General features: G+C 68.4%; 20 protein-coding genes. 10 read left to right on the forward strand and 10 right to left on the reverse strand.

From position 1 onward, the window contains the following. Position 1 precedes the first annotated feature (1 nt). The 3 genes from ABIB25_RS09500 to ABIB25_RS09510 form a co-directional block, all read right to left on the reverse strand. Positions 2-2,350, reverse strand: a complete 2,349-nt coding sequence (locus tag ABIB25_RS09500) for a hypothetical protein (RefSeq protein ID WP_354528184.1) — start codon at positions 2,348-2,350, stop codon at positions 2-4. A gap of 228 nt (positions 2,351-2,578) precedes the next feature. Beyond that, entirely contained in the window at positions 2,579-4,291 is a 1,713-nt protein-coding gene (locus ABIB25_RS09505; protein ID WP_354528185.1) for a phospho-sugar mutase, read from the reverse strand. Further along, a complete protein-coding gene (locus tag ABIB25_RS09510; protein WP_354528186.1) occupies positions 4,288-5,097 on the reverse strand; it encodes a purine-nucleoside phosphorylase in 810 nt (269 codons plus the stop codon). Before ABIB25_RS09510 ends, ABIB25_RS09505 begins: the two co-directional genes overlap by 4 nt. A 381-nt stretch (positions 5,098-5,478) precedes the next feature. On the opposite strand from ABIB25_RS09510, the gene ABIB25_RS09515 reads away from it, so the two are divergent. Beyond that, the gene (locus ABIB25_RS09515; RefSeq protein ID WP_354528187.1) at positions 5,479-6,435 is read left to right on the forward strand and encodes an aldo/keto reductase; all 957 of its coding nucleotides are present in this window, start codon (positions 5,479-5,481) and stop codon (positions 6,433-6,435) included. Here ABIB25_RS09515 and ABIB25_RS09520 read toward each other — a convergent pair. After that, complete coding sequence (locus ABIB25_RS09520; RefSeq protein WP_354528188.1) at positions 6,424-7,881, reverse strand: serine/threonine-protein kinase; 1,458 nt, start codon at positions 7,879-7,881, stop codon at positions 6,424-6,426. The genes ABIB25_RS09515 and ABIB25_RS09520 overlap by 12 nt on opposite strands. After that, positions 7,878-8,021, reverse strand: a complete 144-nt coding sequence (locus ABIB25_RS09525; RefSeq protein WP_354528189.1) for a hypothetical protein — start codon at positions 8,019-8,021, stop codon at positions 7,878-7,880. Before ABIB25_RS09525 ends, ABIB25_RS09520 begins: the two co-directional genes overlap by 4 nt. A gap of 123 nt (positions 8,022-8,144) precedes the next feature. Between ABIB25_RS09525 and kdpF the strand changes: the two genes are divergently transcribed. The 7 genes from kdpF to ABIB25_RS09560 all read left to right on the forward strand — a co-directional run bounded on the left by kdpF (position 8,145) and on the right by ABIB25_RS09560 (position 16,727). Beyond that, the gene (kdpF, locus tag ABIB25_RS09530) at positions 8,145-8,267 is read left to right on the forward strand and encodes a K(+)-transporting ATPase subunit F (RefSeq protein WP_354528190.1); all 123 of its coding nucleotides are present in this window, start codon (positions 8,145-8,147) and stop codon (positions 8,265-8,267) included. Further along, entirely contained in the window at positions 8,267-9,928 is a 1,662-nt protein-coding gene (gene kdpA / locus ABIB25_RS09535; RefSeq protein ID WP_354528191.1) for a potassium-transporting ATPase subunit KdpA, read from the forward strand. Before kdpF ends, kdpA begins: the two co-directional genes overlap by 1 nt. After that, positions 9,925-12,033: a potassium-transporting ATPase subunit KdpB gene (kdpB, locus tag ABIB25_RS09540; RefSeq protein ID WP_354528192.1), complete on the forward strand. Its 2,109-nt coding sequence runs from the start codon at positions 9,925-9,927 to the stop codon at positions 12,031-12,033. Before kdpA ends, kdpB begins: the two co-directional genes overlap by 4 nt. Before the next feature lie 2 nt (positions 12,034-12,035). Continuing rightward, positions 12,036-12,695, forward strand: a complete 660-nt coding sequence (gene kdpC / locus ABIB25_RS09545) for a potassium-transporting ATPase subunit KdpC (RefSeq protein ID WP_354528193.1) — start codon at positions 12,036-12,038, stop codon at positions 12,693-12,695. A 101-nt stretch (positions 12,696-12,796) separates the two neighbouring features. Beyond that, positions 12,797-15,511 carry a DUF4118 domain-containing protein gene (locus ABIB25_RS09550; protein WP_354528194.1) on the forward strand — a complete coding sequence of 905 codons (2,715 nt, stop codon included), beginning with the start codon at positions 12,797-12,799 and terminating at the stop codon, positions 15,509-15,511. Next, on the forward strand, positions 15,508-16,188 hold the full coding sequence (locus ABIB25_RS09555; RefSeq protein ID WP_354528195.1) for a response regulator: 681 nt from the start codon (positions 15,508-15,510) through the stop codon (positions 16,186-16,188). Before ABIB25_RS09550 ends, ABIB25_RS09555 begins: the two co-directional genes overlap by 4 nt. Positions 16,189-16,259: 71 nt before the next feature. Further along, a complete protein-coding gene (locus tag ABIB25_RS09560; protein WP_354528196.1) occupies positions 16,260-16,727 on the forward strand; it encodes a hypothetical protein in 468 nt (155 codons plus the stop codon). Between the two features lie 71 nt (positions 16,728-16,798). Here the strand turns inward: ABIB25_RS09560 and ABIB25_RS09565 are convergent, their stop codons facing one another. Next, positions 16,799-18,517, reverse strand: coding sequence for an HNH endonuclease signature motif containing protein (locus ABIB25_RS09565; protein ID WP_354528197.1), 1,719 nt, complete (start codon positions 18,515-18,517; stop codon positions 16,799-16,801). Between the two features lie 468 nt (positions 18,518-18,985). Here ABIB25_RS09565 and ABIB25_RS09570 point away from each other — a divergent pair, with 468 nt between their 5' ends. Further along, positions 18,986-20,608 carry an outer membrane protein assembly factor BamB family protein gene (locus ABIB25_RS09570; RefSeq protein WP_354528198.1) on the forward strand — a complete coding sequence of 541 codons (1,623 nt, stop codon included), beginning with the start codon at positions 18,986-18,988 and terminating at the stop codon, positions 20,606-20,608. 49 nt (positions 20,609-20,657) lie between these two features. Here the strand turns inward: ABIB25_RS09570 and ABIB25_RS09575 are convergent, their stop codons facing one another. The 3 genes from ABIB25_RS09575 to ABIB25_RS09585 all read right to left on the reverse strand — a co-directional run bounded on the left by ABIB25_RS09575 (position 20,658) and on the right by ABIB25_RS09585 (position 23,629). After that, positions 20,658-21,200 carry a cysteine hydrolase family protein gene (locus ABIB25_RS09575; protein WP_354528199.1) on the reverse strand — a complete coding sequence of 181 codons (543 nt, stop codon included), beginning with the start codon at positions 21,198-21,200 and terminating at the stop codon, positions 20,658-20,660. Positions 21,201-21,286: 86 nt separating this feature from the next. Further along, positions 21,287-22,762, reverse strand: a complete 1,476-nt coding sequence (locus tag ABIB25_RS09580; RefSeq protein ID WP_354528200.1) for a purine-cytosine permease family protein — start codon at positions 22,760-22,762, stop codon at positions 21,287-21,289. 27 nt (positions 22,763-22,789) lie between these two features. Next, positions 22,790-23,629, reverse strand: coding sequence for an AIR synthase related protein (locus tag ABIB25_RS09585; protein WP_354528201.1), 840 nt, complete (start codon positions 23,627-23,629; stop codon positions 22,790-22,792). A gap of 207 nt (positions 23,630-23,836) precedes the next feature. Here ABIB25_RS09585 and ABIB25_RS09590 point away from each other — a divergent pair, with 207 nt between their 5' ends. Next, complete coding sequence (locus tag ABIB25_RS09590) at positions 23,837-24,208, forward strand: PLD nuclease N-terminal domain-containing protein (protein ID WP_354528202.1); 372 nt, start codon at positions 23,837-23,839, stop codon at positions 24,206-24,208. Here the strand turns inward: ABIB25_RS09590 and meaB are convergent, their stop codons facing one another. Beyond that, positions 24,209-25,213 (reverse strand): methylmalonyl Co-A mutase-associated GTPase MeaB, encoded by a 1,005-nt coding sequence (meaB, locus tag ABIB25_RS09595; RefSeq protein ID WP_502919776.1) that lies wholly within the window; start codon positions 25,211-25,213, stop codon positions 24,209-24,211. Positions 25,214-25,239: the final 26 nt, after the last annotated feature.

Here is a 25,239-nt window from a genome sequence, read left to right on the forward strand (position 1 = left end):
TCTACAGACCGTCGGCGACGTGCGCGGTCGCCTGCAGCCACGCATCCCGCGACGCCGAGGACAGCCCCTCGATGTCGATCGGACCGCCGGCCACCAGGGCCGGGTCGAACGGCACCTGGACGACTGCCCTGGTCAGCCGCCCGAAGTGGTCGCGCAGCCGTGAGGTCAGGGCCGGATCAGGCTTCACCCCTGGTGAGGCGAGCACGGTGACGGCGCTCGCAACCTTGTCGCGGTAACCCTTCTCGTTGAGCGCATCGGCCACCCAGGCGGCCGACTGCGCGGTGTCCTCGCGGATCGTCGAGACGATGACGATCTGGTCGGCAGCAGAGAGCGCGGCGTCCCAGTTGCTGGCCCGCATGTTGTTCCCGGTGTCCACGACGATGATCCGGTAGAACCGGCTCAGGCTGTGGTGCAGCGCATTGAACGCGTCGGCGTCGATCGACGCGGCCGAGGTTGCGTCCTCGTCGCTGGCCAGCACGTCGAACTGGGCGTTCCCCTGGCTGCGGACGAAGTTGTCGAGGTCGCCGACCCGGGCCGAGCGGGCGTCGTCGAAACGGTCCAGCTCGCGGAGGAGGTCGACGGCCGTGTTGGTGTGACGGCCCTGCCGGGCCCGCCAGCCCATCGTGCCGCGGGTTTCATTGTTGTCCCACGCCAACGTGTATCCGCCACGGTGGATGCCGAAGGTGGCCGCGATCAACAGCGTCGCGGTGGTCTTGTTGGCCCCACCCTTCGGGTTGATCACCACCACCGTCTTGGGGCCGGCCAGGCTGCGCTGGACGGCTGCGACGGCCTGACGCTGGGCGATCTCGGCCTGGTTGGGGCGAAGTGCGATCAGGCCGCCGGTCAGATGACGGACGGTGGCCCGCCAGCCCAGTTGCGCCGGACCGGTCGGCAATGGCGGTCGGGTGGCCAGCAGGTCGTCCAGGGTCGGGACGACGATCGGTGTTTCCGGCACGATCAGCGCCGACGGAGGCGCTGATCTGACGGGCGGTGCCGGCGCGGCTGGGGGAACGCTGAATGGTGGGGCAGTGCTCAGTGGGGCATCGCTGAATCGTGGTGCCGGCACCACGATCGGCCGGTGGTCGAACGTCGGCAGCGGCGGGAGCGCCGTTTTGGCCGTATCGGCTGAATTCGCCCTATTCGCCGTACTCGCCGAATCCGTCAGATCCGTCAGATCCGCCGAATCCGCCGTATCCGTCGAATGAGCCGGACCGGGTTCGCCGGCCGCATGGCGGCGCGCCGACCTGGACGGGCCAGGTCCGACCCCGTTCTGTGCGGCCGGCGGTGCGCGGAAGATGTCCGGTCGAGGGGAGGGCACCGGTGCGAGGGCGATCGTCGGTTCCGGGGCCAGGGGCCACGCCTCCTCGAGCAGCGCCGGGTCCGAGCGGAACGGTTCGGCCGTTGCCGGCCCCCCGGGCAGATTGGCAGAGGCAGTCGGCTCGGGTTCCACGTCGATCTCGGCCAGGGGTGCCGGGGCTGCCTCGACGATCGCCTCGACCGGCGCTGCGACGGCCGCCTCGACCAGCGCTGCCTCGACCGCATCCGGCGCTGCCTCGGGTTGGACGTCGCCGGCGACCGGCGCTGCCTCGGGTTGGACGTCGCCCGCGACCGGCGCTGCGTCGGGCTGGACGTCGCCCGCGACCGGCGCTGCGTCGGGTTGGACGTCGCCGGCGCTGTCCGGTTCCGGGCGGGCTTCCGGCGCCGCGATCGGACCGGCACCCCGGGGATCGAGTGCGGCGATGTCGGCCACGGTGACCTGCTGGGTGGTGTCGGACTCGGGACTCAGGATCTCGGCGCCGGCCGGCTGCGGTCGATCCGGCGTGCCGTGGTCCGGTCGGACACGGTCTTCTTCGTCGAACGACGGGTACTCGGGAGCGTGGAAGGCGGGTACCGAGAACTCCGGCAGGGTCAACCGCGGTAGGGAAGGAGTCGGAGTGGCAGCCTGGTCGTCGCCAGGTGGCCGATGGCCGTGGGCGGCCTGCTCGCCACCGGCTGGCCGATGGCCACCGGTGTGGTGCCCGCTGACGGTCGGCTGCGGCAACCAATCCCCGCCCACCTGCGAAGGGACGGCCTGCAGCGGCGCCGACGCGGGTCCGATGTGGCGCGGGACCGGCGTCGCCTGCCCGTCAGGATGCACGTGCAGCCAGTACTCGGCCGGAGCGCCGATGGTGTCGACCGCGTGGGTCAGGATCGGACCGCCGACCTGCTGCGCATACGGGACGGTCAGCGCGATGCACGCGTCATGGATGGTGGCATAGGCCCCCCTCGTCACGGTGTGGCCGTTGACCGTGCCTTCTTCGGCGCTGTAGGTCACGATCTCGATCGGCGTGACGACATCGTTGAGCGTCATGGTTCCTCCGGGCAAACTCTTCAGCGCGGGCGGTCTCGGTGGTCAGATGATCGTCGGGGGAGGCTCCGGATGTGGCCGGCAGGATGCCGCGCGTCCCGACGCCGGCCGCGGGCCGTCCCAGTTCTCGCCGATGTTCATGAAAGGGATGGTATGCCCGCCGGGTGGGGCTGTTCGCTCCGTCACAGGCCCGGTCCCCCATTCGGTCGGTGCGCTCGTCGCCGACCGTCGTCAGGAGGGCGTGTCCTGCTGGATCAAACGGGCCACCTCGACGCGCAGGGCGACCATCCGTTCGCCCGCTCTCGCGCGGAGGTCGACGAGGTCGGTGCCGACGGCAGAAGCAGAGGGAACGGGCGTGACGATCTCCAGGTAGCACTTGAGCTTGGGCTCGGTGCCGGACGGCCGGATCACCACCCGGGTGCTGTCGGTGGTGATCCGCACTCCGTCGGTCAGGGGGAGCAGATCGGTGGCACTGGTGACGGTTTCGCCGAGTAGCTGATCCGGGAGGTCGGCGCGCAGCTTGGACATCCAGTCGGCGATCTGCGAGACATCCTGCACCCGTAGCGAAATCGCCCCCGTGGTGTGCAGGCCGTGTGCTCTGGCCAGGTCATCGAGCGCGTCGCCGACCGTACGCCCGGCGGCGAGCAGTCCCGCGACCACGTCGCAGGCGAGCACCGCGGCGGAGATCCCGTCCTTGTCGCGGACCACGTCGGGATCGACGGCAAGACCGAGTGCTTCCTCGTAGCCGAAGACCAGTCCCGTGCCGAGTCCGTCCCCGGCCCGGACGATCCACTTGAAGCCGGTGAGGGTTTCGTCGTACCGGGACCCGCGGGCGGCCGCGATCCGGCCGAGCAGCTGCGAGGAGACGATGGTGGTGGCCACCAGCGGATCCGGATGCTGCGTCCGGTCGAGCCGTGCCAGCACGGCATCGCCGAGCAAGGCACCGGTTTCGTCCCCGGTGAGCATCCGCCAGGTCCCGTCCGGACCAGGCACGCCGATGCTGCACCGATCGGCATCCGGGTCGTTGGCAATGGCAAGGTCCGCCCCGACCTCGGCCGCAAGTGCGAGCAGCGCATCACAGGCGCCCGGCTCCTCCGGGTTGGGGAAGGACACCGTCGGGAAGTCGGGATCCGGTGCCGCCTGTGAGCTGACCACGTGGACGTCCGTGAATCCAGCGAGATGCATTGCTTTCACAAGGGTCTCGCCGCCGACTCCGTGCAGGGGTGTCGCTGCGACCCGAATGGCATGGGCTGCACCGGTTGCGACGGCCGCTGCGGCCGCCGTGTAGTCCGGTACCAGATCGTCGGGCCACGGCAACGGATGTCCCGATGCGTCGATGGACACCGCCGGCCGGACGGCCGCGATGGCCGCCTCGATCTGGACGTCCGACGGTCCCACCAGCTGGCTGCCGCCCGCCAGGTAGACCTTGAGACCGTTGTCCCGGGGCGGATTGTGCGAGGCGGTCACCTGCAGTCCGGCGATCGCGTCGAGTCGGCGGACGGCGTAGGCGGTGATCGGAGTGGGCAGGGCGGCCGGCGCCAGCAGCACTTCGAATCCCGCTGCGGCCAGGACGTTCGCTGCGTCCCGGGCAAACTCGGCCGACCGGTGCCGCGCATCGTGGCCGACGATCACCCGCCCGCCGCTGACGCGCTCGCCCAGGTACGCGGCGATGCCTGCTGCGGCCCGCCGGACGACGGCGAGATTCATGCCGGCCGGTCCGGCGCGCAGCGGTCCGCGGAGGCCGGCGGTCCCGAAGGTCAGGGGGGCGCTCATCCGCTCCGTCAGGTCGGCGATGTCGGTCGGCGCGCCGGCCATCGCGCCCGCCAGCACCTGCTGCAGTTCGGCCCGGTCGGCAGGGGAAGGATCGTCGGCGATCCATCTCGCAGCTGCATCGCGGAGTGCGGGGGGCAGGCGGCCGCCGGCTGGCACCCCGGGGGTCGTCATGCCCGCGCGACGACGTCGGCGAGCAGGGCTCCCATCCGTCCGGCGGCGGCGCGGCCCTCGGCCAGCACCTCGAGGTGGTCGAGCGGCTCGCCGGTCATCCCGGCGGCGAGATTGGTGACGAGGGAGAGCCCGAAGACCTCGGCTCCGGCCTCGCGGGCGGCAATCGCCTCCAGAACCGTTGACATGCCGACCAGATCGGCGCCCATGGTCCGCAGCATGCGGATCTCGGCGGGGGTCTCGAAGTGTGGTCCCGGCAGTTGGGCGTAGACGCCTTCCTCCAGGCTCGGGTCGATCTCGGTGGCAAGGGCGCGCAGCCGCGGCGAGTAGAGGTCGGTGAGATCGACGAACGTTGCGCCGGAGATGGGGGACGTGGCCGTCAGGTTGAGGTGGTCGGAGATCAGCACCGGCTGCCCGGGATACATGCCCTGCCGCAACCCGCCGGCCGCATTGGTCAGGACGATGAGCTTTGCCCCGGCCGCTACGGCGGTCCGCACGCCGTGCGCGAGCGCCGCCACCCCTTTGCCTTCGTAGAGGTGGGTGCGACCGAGGAAGACCAGCGCTCGCTTGTCGCCGATCTGCATCGATCGGATCGTGCCGCCGTGCCCCTCGACGACCGGTGGCCGGAACCCGGGCAGTTCGGCCATGGCGACCTCTGCGGTGGCGACGCCGAGGGCGTCGGCCGCCGGCGCCCAACCCGACCCCATCACCAGGGCGACGTCGTGGTGCGCGATGCCGGTGGCGTCCGCGAGAGCGGCCGCCGCTTCCTGCGCCGAGGGTCGGTTGTCGGTCGTGGCGTCGGTGGACATGCCCAGCAGCGTAACGGCGCGGCGCCACCCCGATTTCAGGGACGGTCGGGGTCGTGGATCGCAGATCGGTGGCGCAGATCGTCGGCTGTGCGGGGCGTCGGGCGCCGGTGCGGCCAGCTGCGCGGTGATCTGCCGTCGGCCGAGAGCTCCTCGGGCAGAGCGTTATCGGAGCTTCCTGCGGGGTCTGGGCCCACTGCGGGAGGCGCCACGGGTGTTCTCATCGGAGGTGCGGATCGAGCACCGCGAAGTATCGGCGAAATGGCTCGCGGCCGACGGGCCGGCCATCGGGCTCGTTCACGCCGAAAAGGCGGTCGGTCCTCGCGCCTGAAGGTCCGGGGTGTTGGATCGGGTGGTGAAACCGACGGTGCGGGATCGACGTCCATGCTGAAGATGCGTGCGCTCGGCCGGACGAAACTGCAGTTGTCCGAGCTGGGCTTCGGTGCGGCACCGATCGGTAATCTCTATCGCGAGATCTCGGACGAGAGCGCCGCTGCCGCAGTGGATGCCGCGTGGGATGTCGGCATCCGCTATTTCGACACCGCGCCGCACTACGGCCTCGGTCTGTCGGAGCGGCGCCTCGGGGCGGCGTTGGCCGCCCGGCCCAGATCGGAGTACGTGCTGTCCACCAAGGTCGGCCGCCTACTGGTGGACAACCCCCACCCGACCGGCTCCGACCTCCAGACAAACCTGTTCGACGTCCCGGACCTGCTCACCCGCCGGCGCGACTACACGCGCGATGGTGTCCTGCGCAGCATCGAGGCGAGCCTGGTGCGCCTGGGGTTGGACCGGATCGACATCGCGCTGGTGCACGATCCGGACGACGTCGTCGATCTGGTCGTCGGCGAGACGATTCCCGCACTCGTGCGGTTGCGCGAGGAGGGCGTCATCGGCGCGGTCGGTGTCGGGATGAACCAGTGGCAGGCGCCGCTGCGAATCGTTCGCGAGAGCGACCTCGACGTGGTGATGCCGGCCGGCCGCTGGACGCTGGTCGACCGGACCGCATCACAGCTGATGGACGAATGCGTCCGCCGGACGGTCGGAGTGCTGGCGGCCGCACCGTACAACTCCGGGCTGCTGGCCCAGGACTGGCCCGAAGATGGGGCCTACTTCGACTACGGTCCGGCTTCGCCGGAGATCCTCGGCCGGGCAAGGGATCTGGCCCGGACGGCGCAGGCCCTCGGATGGACACTGCCGGCTCTGGCCATGCAGTTTCCACTGCAGCACCCGGCCACCACGAGCGTCGTCACCGGGATGCGTACCGCCGCACAGGTCCGTTCGACCGCCGAGCGCATCAATGCCACTGTGCCGCAACAGGTCTGGGATGAGCTAGAGCGATAGGCGTTGCCCTTGCAGGCCGCTCTGTCCTTCGTTGCTGCCGGTCGATCCGTCATCAACGGACTGCCCGGCAGCGCTCGCTGCACTGCTGAGGATCGGCGTGCCGTTCTCCAGGTGGGCGATGGCCCGGACCCCGAGGTACCCGGCAGCCGCCGCGGCCAGCGCCACGAACAGCGTCAGGACGGCGACTGCGGCGCGACTCCGGGTGCTGCGAACCGGCGCGATCACCGGTAGGGCGCGCAGCGAGGCTGCGCTGGTCTGCGCCCACGGTGGCGGTGGGAGATTCGCGGCCGGACCGGTCCAGGGCGGAGCAGCCGGCCGAGACGCCGCGGCTGACCGGTACGGCCCGCTCGTCGGCCCCCCGAGCTGCGCGCCGGTCGGCGAGATCCCCTGCGGCCCGGACTGCTTCCCGGTGGGGACCATGTGCTGCACACCCGGCGGCGCATGGTGCGGCGACTGCTGGTGCGGCGACTGTTGGGACGGCGACTGCTGGGACGGCGCGGGCTGGTACGGCGCGTGCTGCGGCTGCGCGTGTTGGGACGGCGGCGGCCGCCAGGCGTGGGTGACGAGATGGCCGGAATCGGTGGCGATCCGCAGCATCGCCTGGTGGGCCGTCCCCACCGACATCCGGGTGGCGGGGTCCTTCACGAGCAGTCCTCGGATGACGCCGCCCAGCCGTCCCGAATCCGGGTGGGGCGGGACCGGATCCTGCACCACCGCCGTCAGGGTTGCCAACGGCGTTCCCCGGTCGTACGGCGGAACACCCTGGACGCACGCGAACAGCATGGCGCCAAGGCCCCAGGCGTCGGACTGGGCGTTCGCCGGCCGTCCGGAAGCCACCTCCGGCGAGATGTAGGCGGGTGACCCGAGCAGCAGACCGGTCGCCGTGATGGTCTGCTCGCCGGCGCTGCGGGCGATGCCGAAGTCGGTCAGCTTGATGCGGCCGTCGTCGCAGATCAACACGTTCCCGGGTTTGACGTCGCGATGGGTGATGCCGGCCGAGTGGGCGGCCAGCAATCCGGACGCGACGGAGAGGCCGATCGCGGCCGTGCGAGCGTCGTCCATGGGGCCACCGGCGTTGATGATCTCGGCGAGCGATCTCGCCGAGAGCAGTTCCATCACGATGGCCGGCCCGTTCGGGAGGCTGAGCATGTCGAAGATGGTCACCACATGCGGGTCCGACACCGAGGCGACGGCTCTGGCCTCGCGCATCGTCCGCTGGGCGATCTGGTCGACCTCCGACGCCGGCATCCCGCGGGGGAAGTCGACCTCCTTGATCGCGACCGGGCGGTTGAGGACCTCGTCGTGCGCGGCCCAGACCCGGCCCATCGCCCCCTTGCCGACGACCCGTTGCAGGCGGTAACGGCCGCCCAGCACCCGCTGGGTGCTCTCGTCGTCGGCTCCGGGCAGCGGCCCACGCCGCTGCGGACCGCCCGACGGAATGCTCACCCGGTCAGTGTCCCAGCCCGGCCGTCACGCCGCAGTTCGTCATGGCGTGGCGGGGCCGAGAGGTCGGTGCCGGCGGCGAGGCCGGCCGTGGTGTCGTCTTCGCAGATGGCCGCCGATGTGCCGCGCACAACACCGGGCATCAAGGTTTCGTCAAGATCCGTCCGTCGTGGTCAACGCCGCGTCAGGAAAGCACCGAACGTCTTTCGGCAAACCTAGATTTCGTCCTGGTGGACCCAGATCGGGCCTGCAGTTGTGAAGGACAGGTGCTTGTTCATGTTGATTCCCATTGCCCCTGCGGAGCAGTGGTGACCATCGTCGCCGCCATCCTGGCGGTGCTCCTGCTCGGCTACCTGGTCGTGGCCGTGGTGAAACCGGAGAAGTTCTGATGAGCCCGGCCATCATCGCCGCCCTCGAGATCGCCCTGGTGATCGCCGTCCTGGCCGCGATCCACGTACCCCTTGGCGATTACATCGCCAAGATCTACACCTCCCAGAAGGATTGGAAGCTCGAGAAGGGTTTCTACCGTGTCCTTCGCATCGACGCCAAGGCCGACCAGCGCTGGTACACCTACCTGATCTCGGTGATGACGTTCAGCGTCATCTCCATCGCGCTGCTCTGGGGTCTGCTCGCCGCCCAGGCGCACCTGCCCTTCGATTTCGGTCGGCCCGGCATGCCCAAGGCGCAGAGCTTCAACACCGCGGTCAGCTTCGTCACCAACACGAACTGGCAGTCCTACTCCGGTGAGACCGCGCTCGGTTACACCGTGCAGGCCGTTGGGCTCACCGTTCAGAACTTCCTGTCCGGCGCTGTGGGCATGGTGGTCGTGGCCGCCCTGATCCGTGGTCTCGTCCGCCGTCACACCGACCGGCTGGGCAACTTCTGGGTCGACCTGACGAGGACCACCATCCGGCTGATGCTGCCGATCTCCATCGTCATCGCACTGGTGATGGTCGCGGCCGGCGTCATCCAGAACCTGAACGCCCCGCTCGACGTCACCACCCTGGCCGGTGGGTCGCAGACCCTCCCCGGTGGTCTCGTCGCCTCGCAGGAGGTCATCAAGCAGCTGGGCACCAACGGCGGTGGCTACTTCAACGCCAACTCCGGGCACCCGTTCGAGAACCCGACGATGGCCACCAACATGCTGGCCATCGTCCTCATGCTGGCCATCCCGTTCTCCCTGCCGCGCACGTTCGGCCGGATGGTCGGCAGCCTGAAGCAGGGCGTCGCGATCCTGATCACCATGGTGATCCTGTGGGCCGGCTCGCTGGCCACCGCGCTCGGCTTCGAGAACGCCCACCCTGGTGCGGCTCTGCAGGCCGCGGGCGCCGCAATGGAGGGCAAGGAGGTCCGGTTCGGCATACCGATGTCGTCACTGTTCGAGATCTCCACGACGCTGACGTCCACCGGTGCCGTCGACTCGACGCACTCCTCGTTCACCGGAATCGGTGGCGGAACACTGCTCCTCAACATCTTGCTCGGCGAAATCGCCCCCGGTGGAACAGGTTCGGGCCTCTACGGCATGTTGATCCTTGCCATGGTCGCGGTGTTCATCGCCGGCCTGATGGTCGGACGCACCCCGACCTACCTGGGCAAGCGAATCGGCGGTGAGCAGATGAAGTTCGTGGCCGCCTACATCCTGGCCACACCTGCACTGGTGCTGATCGGGACCGGGGTCGCGCTGCTGGTGCCGTCGGCCAAGGCCGCCGTGCTCAACAGCGGACCCCATTCACTCACCGAGATCACCTACGCCTTCGCCTCGGCGGGCAACAACAACGGGTCCGCCTTCGCGGGTCTGGGCGCCAACAACAACTTCTACAACATCGCGCTCGGCGTGGTCATGTTCCTGGGCAGGTTCGTTCCCATCGCCCTGGTGCTGGCCCTGGCCGGATCGCTGGGGAGACAGGGCTTCCGACCCGACGACTCCGGAACGCTGCCCACCCACAAGGCCCAGTTCGTCACGATCCTGCTCGGGGTCGTCGTGCTGGTCGCCGCCCTGACCTACCTTCCGGCGCTCGCGCTGGGTCCGATTGCTGAGGGATTGTCATGACCACCCCAACCCTGAACAAGCCCGGGATGGTCGAGTCGGGGGAGCCGCACCGCATCGGTGCCGGCGTCTTCCGTCCGGCCAGTCTGGTCGCGGCACTACCGAACGCCCTGAAAGCCCTTGACCCGCGGGTGATGTGGCATAACCCGGTGATGTTCGTCGTCGAGGTCGGCGCCCTGCTGACCACCGTTCTCGTCTTCACCGACTACAGCTTCTTCAGCCTGCTGATCGCGGTTTGGCTCTGGCTGACGGTGATCTTCGCGAACCTCGCCGACTCGGTCGCCGAGGGCCGCGGAAAGGCCCAGGCCGCCTCGCTGCGGGCCGGCCGCGACACCGCGGTGGCCCGCAAGGTCACTCCCGCCGGCGTGGAGACCATGGTCCCGGCCGCCGAGCTCCGCAAGGGCGACCTCGTCGTCTGCGAGGCCGGCGATACCATTCCGGGTGACGGCGAGATCGTCGAGGGCGTCGCAAGTGTCGACGAGGCCGCCATCACCGGCGAGTCCGCTCCGGTGGTGCGCGAGTCGGGCGGCGACCGGTCGTCGGTGACCGGCGGTACCCGCGTCCTGTCGGACCGGATCGTCATCAAGATCACCGCTGATCCCGGGAAGTCTTTCGTGGACAGGATGATCGCCCTCGTCGAGGGCAGTGTCCGGTCCAAGACGCCGAACGAGATCGCACTCAACATCCTGCTGGCCAGCCTCACCATCGTCTTCCTGCTGGTGATCATGGTGCTGCAGCCGATGGCGACCTTCTCCGGTTCCACCCAGTCGATCGTCGTGCTCGTCTCGCTGCTGGTCTGCCTGATCCCGACCACCATCGGCGCGCTCGTCTCGGCGATCGGCGTGGCCGGTATGGACCGGCTGGTGCAGCGCAACGTGTTGGCCATGAGCGGCCGCGCCGTCGAGGCGGCCGGCGATGTCTCCACCCTGCTGCTGGACAAGACCGGGACGATCACCTTCGGCAACCGGCAGGCCTCGGCACTGGTCACCGCCCCCGGCGTCGACATCGACGACCTGGCGTCCGCCGCGCTGCGGTCCTCCATGGCCGACGAGACCCCGGAAGGGCGCTCGCTCGTCGAGTTGTGCGAGGAGCGTTACGGCGCAAAGGCTCCGGCCGATGCGCGGGCCGAGTTCATCGAGTTCTCCGCGCGAACCAGGATGAGCGGCGTCGACCTGACGATGCCCACCGGGATCCAGCGGATCCGCAAGGGTGCGGCCAGCGCCGTGTCCGCCTGGGTCGTCGAGCGCGGAGGTCAGGTCAGCGGCGAGGTGAACGCCGCGGTCGGCGAGATCTCCTCCTCCGGCGGCACTCCGCTGCTGGTGGCCGAGGTGTTCGAGTCGACCTCGGGCAGAACCGCTGCGGCAGCCCGGGTATTGGGTGTCGTCCACCTCAAGGACGTCGTCAAACCCGGTATCGCCGAACGCTTCTCCGAGCTGCGCAAGATGGGCATCCGCACGGTGATGATCACCGGCGACAGCGAGCTCACCGCCAAGTCCATCGCGGCCGAGGCCGGCGTCGACGACTACCTCGCCGAGGCCACCCCCGAGGACAAGCTGGCCTACATCCGCCAGGAGCAGACCGGCGGCCGGATCGTCGCGATGACCGGTGACGGCACCAACGACGCTCCGGCGCTGGCCCAGGCCGACGTCGGTGTGGCGATGAACTCGGGCACCACCGCGGCCAAGGAGGCTGGCAACATGGTGGACCTGGACTCCAGCCCCACCAAGCTGATCGACATCGTCGAGATCGGCAAGCAGTTGCTGATCACCCGCGGCGCGCTGACCACGTTCTCGCTGGCCAACGACGTGGCGAAGTACTTCGCCATCCTCCCGGCCATGTTCGTCGGGGTATTCCCCGGCCTGAGCGCGCTCAACATCATGAAGCTCGCGACGCCGTCGTCGGCCGTGCTGTCCGCGGTCATCTTCAACGCCCTGATCATCGTGGCATTGATCCCGCTGGCCATGCGCGGCGTCCGGTACACCCCGTCATCGGCAGCGAAGCTGTTGTCCCGCAACCTCTGGATCTACGGCCTCGGCGGGCTGATCGTCCCGTTCCTCGGCATCAAACTGATCGATCTCCTCATCTCGCTCATCCCCGGAATCGGCTGATCATGACCACTGATACGACAACTTCACCTGACACCGCTGCCTCGGCCGCCAATCTCCAGCCGCCGTCGGCTGGCGCCGTACTGTCGATCGTCGGCCGTCAGCTGTGGGTCGCCCTGCGGTTCCTGATCGCCATGACGGTGATCCTCGGCATCGCCTATCCGCTGCTGGTCCTGGGCCTCGGCAAGGTGATCGCTCCGTCGAACGCAAATGGATCGCTGGTCTCGGTCGACGGAAAGGTGGTGGGCTCCAGCCTGATCGGTCAGAACTTCGACGGCGACAAGTGGTTCCAGGGCCGCCCATCGGCCGCCGGCACGGACGGCTACGACCCGACCTCCTCGGGTGGAACCAACCTGTCCGCCGACAGCGAGGTCCTGCTGAAGGCGGTCAACGAGCGGAAGGCCGCGATCGCCAAGGCCGACGGTGTGCCCGAGTCTGCGGTCCCGCCGGACGCGGTGACCGCCTCTGGCTCGGGGCTGGACCCCAACATCAGTGAGGCCTACGCGCTCATCCAGGTCGATCGGGTCGCCAAGGCGCGTGGCCTTGATGCCACGAAGGTCCACGATCTGGTGGAATCGTTCGTATCGAAGCCGGCGCTCGGTTTCATCGGGAACCGGATGGTCAACGTCCTGCAGTTGAACATCGCGGTGCAGAATTTGCAGTGACGTCGGGGGCACTGCCGACAGCGTCCTGCACATCGATCGCTATAGCGATCGATGTGCAGGACGTTGAGGAAGTTTCGGGAGCCAGAGGGCAGGATTGGACGATGACGGACGTGAGCAGCACCGCCAAGGTGTCCTCCTCCGGCGTCGGCAAGAAGCCGGCCACCGGGCGGCTCCGGGTCTATCTCGGAGCCGCACCCGGCGTCGGCAAGACGGTCGCCATGCTCGGCGAGGCCCGACGTCGTGCCGAGCGAGGTACCGACGTGGTGATCGGTGTCGTGGAGGACCACGGGCGCGCTCACACCAAGGAGTGCGTCGAGGGGCTGCCGGTGATCCCGCGGCGAACCTCCGAGCACCGCGGCATCACCCTGTCCGAGATGGACGTCGACGCGATCCTGGCGCGGAAGCCCGCGGTGGTGCTGGTCGACGAACTCGCCCACACCAACGCGCCGGGTTCCCGGAACGCCAAGCGCTGGCAGGACGTCCAGGTCCTCCTCGACGCCGGCATCAACGTGGTCACCACGGTCAACATCCAGCACCTGGAATCGTTGAACGACGTGGTGGCCGGTATCACCGGGGTCGTGCAGGCCGAGACCGTCCCCGACGACGTGGTGCGGGCCGCCGACCAGATCGAGCTCGTCGACATGAGCCCGCAGGCGCTGCGGCGCCGGATGGCCCACGGCCACATCTACCCGGCGGGTGCCATCGATACCGCCCTCGGCAACTACTTCCGCGAGGGCAACCTCACCGCGCTACGCGAACTCGCCCTGCTCTGGGTGGCCGACCGGGTCGACGAAGGTCTGGAGCGCTATCGGCGTGAACATGGCATCACCGGGACCTGGGCCGCCCGCGAGCGAATCGTGGTGGCCCTGACCGGCGGTCCCGAAGGTCCGTTGCTGCTGCGACGTGGTGCCCGGATTGCCGGCCGGGTCAGCGGTCGTGACCTGGTCGCCGTGCACATCGTCCGGTCGGACGGCTCGATGGGTGCGCCATCGGCGGAGATCGAGAGCCAGCGGCTGCTGGTCGAGAGCATGGGCGGCAGCTTCCAGCTGATCGTCGGGGACGACATCGCCGCTGCGGTCCTGGATTTCGCTCGGGGGATCAACGGAACGCAGATCATCGTCGGCGTCTCCCGGCACGGTCGCTTCACCCAGCTGGTGCGGCCCAGCACCTCCATGGGCATCGTGCGCGACTCCGGCGACATCGACGTCCACGTGGTCACCCACAAGCCGGTCTCCCGACGACGTCTCGCCGGCCGTCGCGCGATCCGGTCGTTGAACCGGTGGGCCTGGGCGGCTGCCGTCGGGGTGCCGATCGTGCTGGCCGGGCTGATGCTCCTGGTCCGCGGTGGGCTCAACCTCCCGACCGTGCTGCTCATCTTCCTGCTCGGCGTGCAGGCCACCGCGTTGATCGGCGGCGTGCTACCGGCGGCGGTCACGGCGGTGATCGCCAGTGTGATCGCCAACCTCCTGTTCACCCCGCCGTACGGCTCGCTGACCATCGCCGAACCCCAGAACGCCTTCGCCCTCCTGGTTTTCATCGTCGTCGGCGTGACGGTCGCCTCCATCGTCGATCGCAGTCGGACGGCAGCCGGGCAGGCCGCCCGTGGTCAGGCCGAGGCGCAACTACTGGCGGCGGTCGCCAATACCCTTGCCCAGCCCGGTGATCCGCTCAACGCGGTGCTCGAGCAGGCCAGGATCGGGTTCGGGATGAACAGTGCGGTGCTGATCCGGACCACTGCGGGGAGTACCGGCAGCACGACCGGAGCGAGACCGGAGGACCGGCACGTGGTCGCCGCGGTGGGTGATCCGCTGGCCGATGGTGTGGATCCGGTCTCCGGCGCAGACGTCGTGGTGACCGCCGGGGACGAGGACGAGCTGATGCTCACCCTCTTCGGCCATCCGCTCGATGCCGCCGACCAGCAACTGGTCGAGGTGGTGGCGGCGCAGGCCGTGCTCGCCCTGGAACGCAACGAGCTGGAGGTGGAGGCCGCACAGGCGGACCGACTCCGGCAGTCCGACGTCGTGAGAACCGCGATTCTGGCGGCGGTCTCGCATGATCTGCGGACGCCGCTCGCGACCATCAAGGCCTCCATGTCGAGCCTGCGGGACGAAACCGTGACGTGGTCGGACCAGGACCGGACGGAACTGCTCACCGCCACCGACGAGGCTGCCGACCAACTCGACGGGTTGCTCGCGAACCTTCTCGACCTGAGCCGCCTGCAGACCGGTGTGCTGGTGCCGGTTCGCCGCGCGGTGTCGCTCGACGAGGTGGTGTACCGCGCCCTGATCGGGTTGCCGCGGGACCGCGTGGAGATCGATATCCCCGACGACCTGCCGTTGATCGACACCGACCGGGGGCTGCTGGAGCGGGTCGTCGCCAACATCGTGTCGAACGCGATCGGCCACACGCCGCCCGGCCCCCCGGTCCGGATCTTCGCCGGCCAGGTGCCGGGCGCGAAGTCCCGGTTGATGCAGATCCGGGTGGTGGACCACGGTCCCGGTGTCGCGGAGTCGGATCGGGAGGCGATGTTCGCGCCGTTCCAGCGGCTCGGCGATGCCCCGGCCGGGTCCGGCATCGGGCTCGGGCTGGCGGTCGCCCGCGGCCTCGCACAGGCTGTCGACGCGTCGATCGAGGTCGATGACACCCCCGGCGGAGGCCTGACGATGATCATCACCGTGCCCATCGCCGAACGCGCCGCGACCGACTCCAATCCGGCTTCGACCGAATCCGCCGGCCGTGCCGCGGCGGGCTCCACCGATTCCGCGATCGGGTCGGCGCGCCGAGGCGTGGCCGGATCCGCCGGCGGTGCCGCATGAGTCGCGTCCTCGTGGTTGACGACGACCTCGCCCTGGCCCGTGCGCTCGGCATCAACCTCCGGGCCCACGGCTACGAGGTGACGGTCGTGCACGACGGCAAGGCTGCCCTCGACCGCGTCGCCCACGTGCATCCCAACGTGGTCATCCTGGACCTGGGGCTCCCGGACATCGACGGGGTCGAGGTGCTCGCCGGCATCCGCGGCTGGTCGACCATCCCGGTGATCGTGCTGTCGGCCAGGTCCACCTCCGCAGAGAAGGTCGAGGCCCTTGACGCCGGTGCCGACGACTACGTCACCAAGCCGTTCGGCATGGCCGAGCTCCTCGCCCGGGTGCGCGCGGCGGTCCGTCGCGGCGCCCCCGGCACCGGCGAGGTCGCCGAACCCGTCGTGACGGCGGACTTCACCGTCGACCTCGATGCGCACCGGGTGCTGCGTGCGGGGGAGCCGGTGCGGCTGACCCCGACCGAGTGGTCCATGCTCGAGATCCTGGTCCGTCATTCCGGAAAGCTGGTGTCCGGCAAGCAGTTGCTGGTCGAGGTCTGGGGACCGGCCTACGAGACGGAGACCCACTACCTCCGCGTCTACATGGCGCAGCTCCGCCGCAAGCTCGAGCCCGACCCCTCCAAGCCCCGCTACCTCATCACCGAACCTGGTGTGGGTTACCGCTTCCAAAGCTGAAGACCCGGCCGGGCGAGCTTTGCCGTCGCGCCCTGAAGAAGGCTGACTTCTTGGATGGTCTGCCTATTCGCATGTCGTACGACTGGCTGCTGTCGGCCGTCCTGGATGACGGGCCCCATCTCGACGGCTTCGAGATCGTGCGATTGTCCGACGTGACCCAGGTCAGGGAGGTCTCGACCGGCCCGCTCCGATACCTGTCGCGCGGGTTGCAGGCAGTGGGGCAGTGGCCCATCCCGCCGGACACGGCCGTGGCGTTGGCAGGTCTTGCACTGAACACGATCCGCTCCATCCTCGAGTCGGTCCACGTCGCAAGCCCAATGGTGGGGATCCATCGCGAAGGAATCGCTCCCGACGAGATCTACATCGGTCACGTGGTGCGGGTGGGTCGCAAGAAGGTCCGCCTTCTGGACATCGGGTTGAACGGGCAGTGGAGGCCCCGCCCTCGGGTCTGGAGGTTGGCTGACATTACCCATCTCCAGTCCGGCGGCCGCTACCAGCGAGCGTTGGCCGACTTCGGGGATGCTCGCCCGCTGCGGTAGCCGCGACGAGGGGCACCCGCGAAGGCGTTGGCCGTTCAGCGCTGCCGATAAGCCACATCGACACAGACAGATCATCGCTCAAGCCCCATGGGTCGGTGCATGTTGTTCCGTAGGGGTTTCTGCTCGGAGTCGATCCATTTCGGCGGGATCAACTCCGGTATTCCATCTGCGCCCATCTGCACCACCCACTCACCTTTATGAATTTCGGTGTGGTGGCAGGGACAGAAAAGGACACCACCCTTGTAACAGGTGTCGCCGCCGTCTCGGTGCCACCATTCGACATGGTGACAGTCGCACCAACCGGGGGGTCTATCACATCCAGGCCAAATGCATCCGCCGTCCCGCAGGGTGATGGCGCGGCGAATGGCGAGCGGGAAGGTTCGGCGTTCCCGCCCGATGTCCAGCACTTCACTGTTGCTGTCCAGGATGGCCGGGATGATTTGCGCGTCGCACAGGAATTTTCGGGCCTGAGCGGCGGTGATCGCCCCGCCGGAGTCATACCCGGCGGAGGTCAGGGCGCCTTTGATGACGTCCCAGTGCATCACCATGGTGATGTGCGGCCGTTCACCGCCTTGGGTCGGTCCGGTCCCGGCGTCCAGGAACCCGCGGAGCGCAGCGATGAGGGCGTGGGCGCGGCGGTTCGCCGGGGACCGCGGATCCCGCACCCTCGTCCCGCAATGGGTGCCGCCGCCGGTGGCGGTGTTGCTCCCTTGGGCGTCGCTGGACCCGGAAGCCTCGGCGAGTGAATCCTCGTCGGTGCTGGTGTCCTCGGTGCTGATGTTTTCGGTGCTGGTGTCCGCATCGCTGAGGGCACCGTCGACGTCGACGTCGTTGTCGTTGGCGTTGTCGGAACCATCGACGAGGTCGCTGTCGCTGTCCAGGTCGTCGTCGGAACCATCGGCACTGTCCCCGTCGGACTCGACGTCGGCATCGGCATCGGCATCGGCTTCGGCATCGGCATCGGCTGCGTCGGTGGAAGTAGCTGTAGCAGAGCTGGTCTCGCTGCCCGAATCGGAGCCGGCGCCGGGGCCCTCGCCACTGCCGCTTCCGCTGCCGCTGCTGGTCGGGGTGCTGGGGTGGGGTGCGGACAGGCCGTCGATGGCCTTTTTGACCACTTCGACGCTGTAGTCATCCAGTTGCCCCTTGATCGGGGTCAACCCGGTCCGCAGGTTGCGGCGTCCGAAGCTGAACTCCATCTTGGCGGCGGCGGTTTCCTCGTCGAGGTCGCCGTCGGGGTCGGCCTTGTCCAGGACGCTGCGGCAGACCTTTTCGAACGGGTTGGGGTCCAGACCGGTCGCGTGGTCGACGAGGAACGATTCCCAGAATTGCAGGTCCTGGACGGGCAGCAGGGCGGGGAGTTTGCTCATGGTGGCGATGACCAGTTTGATGTGTTCGGAGTTGACGGTGCCGGCGGCCATCGCTGCCGCCAACGCGGGTAGCACCGGCGGCAGGATGGTGCCGCTGTCGCTCTCGCGGGGCAGGACCTGCCGGGCGGCGTTGACCCGGCCGTAGGCTTCGGCGGGGGAGATGTTGAACTTTTGCCGCAGTAACGCCGCGGTGGAGGTGCATGCGTACTTGGCGGCGATGTTTTCGGAGTCCAGTTCGCCGGTGAGGTTGACGTTGGCGGTGTAGACCTCGTTGGCCAGTTGTTGCAGCTGCGCCCCGAGGGTGAGCAGGTCGGCGTGTTGGATCCGCCACCACTGCGTTTCCCGCAATTGTCCGACCACGCGCAGCGCGATGTCCAGCAGGTCGTGGGTCTGCTGGGTGTCGGGGAATGCGTTGTCCTCCATGAATACGACGCTATACCCGGGCACCGACAGTCCCCCTTTTCGCCGGGAATCCGGTGGCGGCCGACGAAGAGTCAGCGGCGGAATTGCCACCGGAAGGGGTTGATCAAACCGGACTGCGCGGATGAACTCGTTTACTTCTGTCCCATCATTCCCAAAATCGGCAAGTTCATCTATTTCGTCGGAGTTGATCAGCGCGGACGAAGTTGATCAGCGCGACAGCGGGGGAAGTTGATCAGCGCGACCGCAGGGGAAGTTCCCAGTCGAGACGATTCCCCACCTCTGAGACCCCCCGGATCTGCTCCAACTTCAGCCGCGACGTTGACCTGCGATCAGGCCGCATCTATGCGAACCTGCAGCCAGGACGGCAACTGGACCGTGCGCGCGTACTGTCGCAGCATCTGGGGTGGGACCACCCGATCAGAGGGCTCGATGGGGGATCGAATGGTGCGGCGGCTGTCTCTTGCTGGGTTGGCGCTGGTACTCGCGGCCTGCACGTCGGTGGGTGGTCGACCCGTGCTCCCGGGCCCGACCGGCCCCGCCCAATCCACCACGGCGCAGACCGACCTATCGGCATCGAACATCCCGTCGACAGCCAGGACCTCGACAGCCAGTACGTCGACAACCAGCAGATCGACAACGCCTACATCGGGCACGCCCACCACGACGTCACCCCCGCTCGGCACTTCCAGCGGTCAAGGCGACGACTCGTCGGTCCAGGCACTACCGCCCGGCGCCACCACAGCTGCCCCACCGACCCTCGGCCCGGCGGACAAGGGCAAGGCGCTGATGTGGACCCAGGCCGACTTCACACCGCTCGGGCAGCCCGTCGCAGTTGGCCCGCGGGTGGTGGTCTACGGGCTGAAGGCAGGGGTTCTCTCGATCGAGGTGCTGGATGCCGGCACCGGACGGGTGGTCTGGTCCCGGCCCGCCTCGCCGGGTGACGCGGCCCCCGGGGTCAACCTCGATCCGACCGTCATCGGCGGCACTGTTGTCTATCTCCGGCCGGCCTCGACGTCGTCGCTTGACGATGTTCGGGTGGTGGCGGCCGATCCGGCGACCGGCAAGGACATCGCGGTCACCCCTGTGGTGCTCGAGGTCGGGGAGCGGCCGGAGGACTGTGGAAATCTCGCCTGTTTCACCGTCGTGGGGGTCAGCGGTGTCCATGGCGTGAGGATGGACGTGCACACCGGCAAGCTGACGCCCGACCCGGCCAGGCTGGCCCTGGCCGCGCGGACGATCGGCCCCGAAGGACTGCTGTCCATCCAGGAGGACGGAAAACCGGAACAGCTCGCGCGGCAGGTCGGGACCAAGATCGCGTGGACCACTCCGCTTTCGGCGATCTTCGGCGCCGGCTACTCCACGAACTTCGGTTGGGAGTTCCACGCTTTCGATCAGCAGAAGGTGCTGGTCGGCACCGTCGGTGCCGACCAGTCGGTGGAACGCGCCAAGGGAGCAGTGCCACTCGGGGTCGGCTCCGAGATGGCCGGGATCAACGTCACCACCGGAGCCCGACTCTGGCTGCAAACCGGTGGCGTCGACTACTTCTGCCTGGCGCCCGACGTCTTCACCGGGCCGAGTTCGCTCGAAGCAGTGCGATGCCGATGGGCTGCGTCATCGAAGGTGGTGCTGAACGGCTCGACGACCACGATCGAGAACGCCACCGTCTCCCTCGAGGGTTTCGACCCCGCGACGGGCCGGACCACCTGGTCGGTCGCGCTGAAGAATCCAAGTGGCACGTCCTACCAGGACTGGACGCAATCGTTCGAAGTCGTCGGCGAGGACTCGCTCGTCGCGAACGGACCCTCCGGACCCGTGCTGATCGACACCGATAGTGGGGCAACCACAACGGTGAAGGCCGGCACCCAGGCCACCTGCACCCGCCAGATCATCACAGCCATCGTGGGCGGCAACCATCGGATAGAGGGCAAGTCCTCCAACTCATACATCACTGGCAACGCGGTGTTCTCGTGTCGGCCGAACGGCACCGCCTCGGCGTTGACGGGGAGGTGGCCGAGTTGGGCCGGGGCGGTCACCGGTCACGTCCACGTGGTGACGACCAACGCCGGTGTGCAGGGCTACCGCACCGGCTGACGCCATCGGGTCAGCACGGCCGGCAACGCGGTGTCGTACCCGTTCCAACTCACCCCGAGAGTTCGGCCGCCGTGGTCACTTCCGCGTAGTTTCCGGACAGCGCCGCGAGGAAGCTGGCGTGGACGTCGGCGCCGGCGATGTGGCGGTCGCCGAACGTCAGGTCGGGTGCCGCGCAGGCGTCGGCCACCACGGTGACCTGGAACCCGAGATCGGCTGCGGCCCTGACGGTCGCGTCGATGCACATGCTCGTCATCATGCCCACCACGACCAACTCGTCGATGCTGCGGCTGCGTAGTTCCTGCTCCAGGCCGGTCTCGCGAAAGGAGTTCGGGTAGGCCTTGACGATCACCGTCTCGCCCTCGTCAGGCGTCACGCTGGGATGGATATCGATGCCGGCGGTCCCGGGCCGCATGAACGTGGCCTCCGGGTCGTCCCACTCGTGCCGCACGTGGATGACGGGCAGATCCGCCGTGCGGAAGTGTTGCAGCACCTGGTGTGCGGCTGCCGCAGCCGTCTCCGGTTCCACCAGCGGGTTGGCCCCGCCGGGGAAGTAGTCGTTCTGGATGTCGACGATCAGCAGAGCCTTGGTCATGTTCTCGTCCGTTCCTGTCGGGGTGGATCCCACTTGTCGGGTAGAAGGCTGATGCCCGCCATGCTGCACTAAAAACAGGGCAAGCTCTACAACCGTTCCTGAGCGGCGACCCGACCGCGGCAGAGCACCAGGTAGCCGACGAAACCGATCAGCAACGAGGCGACCACACCGAGGTTGGCGGCGGCCCAGCTGCCCGTACGGCCGCCGAGACCGAAGACCTCCAGGAGGTATCCCTGCCACTCGAGCCAGCTGACCGTGCTGACCACCAGGCCGAAGCCGATGAACGAACCCACGGCCATCAGTGCCACCGCCGCGTAGTTGACGACTCCGTACCGGCCTTGACTCGTGTAGAGATCTGGTTCGACGTAGTCCTTGCGGCGCAACAACATGTCCGCGAGGAAGATGCCCGTCCAGGAGGCGATGGGTACGCCGAGCGTGACCAGGAAGCCGAAAAGGGAGCCGAAGAAGTCGCCGGGGGCGATCCAGACCAGGTAGATGGTGCCGAGGACCATGATCACCGCGTCGATCAGGACGGCCGAGTAGCGCGGGATCTTGAGGCCCAGGCTCAACAGCGCGAGACCGGAGGAGTAGATGTCCAGCACTGCGCCGCCCATCTGGCCCAGCAGCGCGACGAGGATGAACGGGATCAGGTACCAGGTCGGGAGAATGGTGCCGAGGCCACCGATCTGGCTGTCGGCGACGGCGCTGGCCAGTGCGGGGCTCGAACCGGTGATCAGCAATCCGAACAGGATGAGGAAGACCGGTCCGATGGCGCCGCCGAGAGTCGTCCACCCGACCACCTTGGAACCACGGACGTTCTTGGGCAGGTAGCGGCTGTAGTCGGCGCCGGTGTTGGTCCAGCTCAGGCCGAACAGGGTGAAGCCGATGATCAATGCACCGATGAAGGCCGAAAAGCTGCCGGAGGGCAGGGTTTGCAGTTGCGCCAGGTTGATGTGCTTGACCGTCAGCACCATGTAGCCGACGGTCAGCACCACCATCACGATGGTGATGTATTTCTGGAATTTCATGACGGTGTCGAACCCGAGGAAGCCGGCGGCGGCGATCACCGCTGCGACGACGACGAATGCGATCACCCTGGTCAGGGTGCCGTCGCTCCACCCCAATCGCAGGAAGACGGTGTCGACCGCGAAGATGCACAGCACCACGGTCACCGTCTCGAATCCCACCAGCAGCAGGTAGCTCACCAGCGTGGGGACTTTGTTGCCGCGGAATCCGAAAGCCGCGCGGGACAACACCATCGTCGGGGCAGACCCTCGCTTGCCGGCCAGCGAGGTGAAACCGACCAGGAGGTAGGACAGCACGATGCCGATGACGCCGGCGATCAGCGCCTGCCAGAACGAGACGTTCGCAAACAGCAGGTAGACGGCGTACCCCATGCCGAGCACGCCGATGTTCGCGCCGCACCACGGCCAGAAGAGGTCCGAGGCCCGCCCGCGACGCTCCACCGGTGCGATGACGTTGATGCCGTTCTGTTCGACGGTCGGGACGACAACCGACTCCGGGTGGTCGGGTTGACGATCGGGCGGTGCAGTGGTGGTCATGTCGGGGCCCTCCAGCAGAGCGGCAAGTCAGCCTGACGGCGCAGGAAAATCGGACAGCTCCCCGACGACGACGACGGGGAGATCAGCGCGGATCGATCGCAGGGCGGGCAGAGCCGCGGGATCGAGTGACACCAGGACGCAGGACGCCGGGCCGCCCGATGCCGAGACATCGAACCCCGCGTCCTGCCGCTGATGTCGATCACCCTGGCGCTGACCGCGACCGGCAATCCGATCCGTCCACTGATGTCGCAGCCCCGCCGTCGCGGCCAGCTGGGCGATCTCGTGCCGGACCCCGCGTGAGCCGACGGGAAGGGCCTCGTGCACCCCCGGGATGGCCAGCGCAGCAACCACTTCGGCGATCGAGGGCATCTCGGGGTCGGTCGGGTGCAGCTCGTGCGCGGGTGCCGACCGGGGGAGTCCCAGGCAGACGACCAGATCTCCGGCGCGGCTCCGGCCGACCCGCAGGCCGTCCGGTCCGGCGGATCCGATCACCGTGACGCCGATACCGGTGGTGCTCGTCGCGGCGTTCTCCTCGGTGCTACCCGTCACCGCTTCCGGCCCCAGTCCGACCTCGGCCGCCAGTTCGTTGACCGCGGCGACCATCTGGTCGGCCTCGGTGCCACCGGCGAAACAGAGGGTGTTCACGATCAGGCGGGGGGTGGCGCCGGCCGCCACCAGTTCGATCAGCGGCACACGGGCGGCGAAGTGGCCGGTGGTGTGCGCCGTCGCGGCCACCGAGTCGCCGGGATGCGGGCCGATCCCACCCACCGAATCGCAGGCGATCACCAGCCGCGAGCCGTCCGGCAGGGTGATCAGCGAGAGGTCCCGAACGCGACCGGTCGGCCAGACGGGCAGCAGATCGATCACCACACCGCCTCCCGCTCTGTCCACCAACTCTGATCGCCGCAGCCGACCGGCTCCGTGGCCTGAAGGTTAGAGTCCGCGTGACTGACAGGTCAAAGATCCAGCCAACACAGCCCACAGACAACGGGCGGTTGATCTGCCATGATGGCCTCGCTGGAAGTCACGGCTGGTGGATCCACCGGGCGAGCTCGGGGAATCGGGGACGAATCAATGCTGTATCTGGACGGAGTCATCGGGCTTGCGCTGCTGGCCCTCTGGGTGTTCTGCCTGGTCGACGTCATCGGCACTCCCGCCGACGCCACCAGGAACCTGCCCAAGCTGCTGTGGTTGGTCCTGGTCATCTTCCTGTCCTGGGTCGGCTGCCTGCTCTGGTTCCTGTGCGGCCGGCCGCGGGCCGGTCAGGTGGCTGCCACCGGCTTCTACGAAGGGGCCAAACCGCAGGGATTCCCGGAGTACGAGCGTCTGGGCCGATCGACCGCCGGCGACAGCGAAGCCGATCTGGAGTTCCTGCGCCAGTGCCGGGAACGCGCCGACCAGCAGCGGGCCTCCTACCTGAAGAAGCGTCAGGACGAGCAGGACTGATCAGGTCCCGTCGTAGGCGGCAATCAGTTGATCGGCGGCGGCTGCGGCCGAGAGTTGGCCGGCGGCAACCGCTTCCGTGACGGACTTCCGGATGTCTTCGATTCCCGGCGAATGACGCAGCCGCTGGTCCAGTTCGTCGCGCACCAGCGCCCAGGTGAGTTCGACCTGCTGGGTCGACCGCTTCCGGGCCAGCCCGTCGGCACCGAGGTGTTCGCGATGACGCTGCACCGTTGCCCACAGGTGGTCGAGGCCGGCGCCGGTCTGGCCGGAGCAGGTCAGCACCGGAGGCACCCAGCTCTCCTTGCCCCGCACCAATCGAACAGCGCCCGTGAGCTCCAGCGCGGTGGCCTTGGCTTCCGTCAGGTGATCACCGTCGGACTTGTTCACGGCGACCACGTCGGCCAGCTCGATGACGCCCTTCTTGATGCCCTGCAACGAATCTCCGGTCCGGCTGAGGGTGAGCAGCAGGAAGGTGTCGACCATCGCGGCGACGGTGGTCTCCGACTGCCCGACGCCGACGGTCTCCACGATCACCACGTCGAAACCGGCTGCCTCCAGCACGGTGATGGCCGCCGCCGTCGCTCTGGCCACTCCGCCCAGCGTCCCGGCGTTGGGGGAGGGCCGGATGTAGGCGTCCGGATTCGCCGACAGCTGCGGCATTCTCGTCTTGTCGCCAAGGACGGACCCGCCCGTGCGGGCGCTCGACGGGTCGACCGCCAGGACGCCGACCCGGTGTCCGCTTGCTGTCATCGAGCTGCCCAAGGCCTCGATCAGGGTCGATTTCCCGGCGCCCGGCGCTCCGGAGATGCCCAGCCGGGTCGACCCGCCGGCATGCGGCGCGAGCAGCGAGTAGAGCTCACGGGCCTCGGCCCGGTGGTCGGTGCGGGTCGACTCCATCAGCGTGATGGCCCGGGACATCGCCGTCCGGCCGATCTGGGTGCCACGGCTCTCGACGATGGCCTCCGCCAACGCGACCGGATCGGACCAGCGAGCGGTGGTCGCCACGATCACACAACCCTTGCCGCTGCGGT

It is taken from the genome of Nakamurella sp. UYEF19 (genome assembly GCF_040546275.1).
Classification (GTDB): domain Bacteria; phylum Actinomycetota; class Actinomycetes; order Mycobacteriales; family Nakamurellaceae; genus Nakamurella.